Origin of the sequence: Nocardiopsis salina YIM 90010 (assembly GCF_000341025.1) — a bacterium.
GTDB lineage: Bacteria > Actinomycetota > Actinomycetes > Streptosporangiales > Streptosporangiaceae > Nocardiopsis > Nocardiopsis salina.
Window position 1 is genome coordinate 9,425 of sequence record NZ_ANBF01000050.1, and the last position, 1,081, is coordinate 10,505.

1 protein-coding gene and 1 pseudogene (1 of these 2 only partly in view) are annotated in these 1,081 nt (G+C 74.9%); both read left to right on the forward strand.

All coding sequences use genetic code 11. The features are described from left to right. Positions 1–106, forward strand: partial view of a protein kinase domain-containing protein gene (locus tag D474_RS27765; RefSeq protein ID WP_449289343.1) — the final stretch only. Its footprint begins 692 nt before the window's first position; only the last 106 of its 798 coding nucleotides appear in the window; its start codon lies off the left edge, out of view; it ends in the stop codon at positions 104–106. 463 nt (positions 107–569) lie between these two features. Further along, a pseudogene (locus D474_RS0105605) lies at positions 570–1,081 on the forward strand (hypothetical protein); the annotation flags it as partial.

Sequence of the window (1,081 nt, forward strand, 5' to 3'; positions counted from 1 at the left end):
ATTCGGGCGCGGGCGGGACGGGAGATCTTCGTTCCGGTGCAGGCGGCGAAGGGGACGGTGCGCCCCGGGCGGGGGTGGTGGACAGGGAACACGGGGTGCCACGTGAGGTACCCCGTTCCGAATCGGATGGCGACCGGGGAAAGGCCGGGGTTCCCCGGGACGCGGAATCCGGTCGTCGGCGGTGGTTGAAGCGTGAACGGTCCTTTGCACCCGGGGGAGGACCGGGAACCGTTTTCGGAAAGGTCCGGTCCGAGCGCGGTCCCGGAGAATCCCCGGGAGAAAGGCGGGATCGGGTTCCGAAAACCGCCGGGACGAACGCCGGCCGGAACGCAGAGCATGCCGGGTCAGGGGCCGGTACCGGCGAGCGCGCCGACGACCGGGGCACTTCCCCCTTACGTCCGTTCCTCGACCGCCTGTGGCCCGCGGTTCCCGAAACCGACGACGATGACGCCTGGAACGCCGACCCGCCGCGCCGGTCCCGCCCTCCGCGGAGGTTCCTCGGCAGGCGGGTCGGAAGGAGGCCACGGGGCGCTGGCGGGGGCAGCGGGACGACGGGAGGGACCGCCGCAGTGGCCGCTTTCGTGGCCGGGGTGCTCGCGGCGTCGGCAGCGACCGCCGTCGGGGGCGCCCTGCTCCTCGACGCCCTCGGCCCGGACGAGCCCGAACACCAGCATCCCGGCGCCGTCGGGGAGGACCTGCTCGTGCGCGCCCGCGACACCGTGCTCGGCGCCGACACGTTCGAACTCACCGTGCTCACGCACGCCGGCAACGGGTCCGGGCCGCGCCAGAGCACGAGCACACGCGGACCCACCGTCTACGACCGGGTCCGGTACCAGGCCGGGCCGGAGGAGGTGCTGCGCTGGAACAGCACCGTCGGCGACGGCGGGCCCACGAGCGACCGGATGCGGTGGGACGGCCGGCTGCTGGACGCCGGCGGCACGTCGGTGGGCGGGGACCCCGCGTCCTGGGCGGAACCGCCCGACCCCGCTGAGGCCGACGCGCACACCCCCGAGGAGGTCGCGGCGCCGCTGCGGTCCGCGATCGAGGACGGCCGGGTGATCGGCCACCGGAAGGGGGGCGA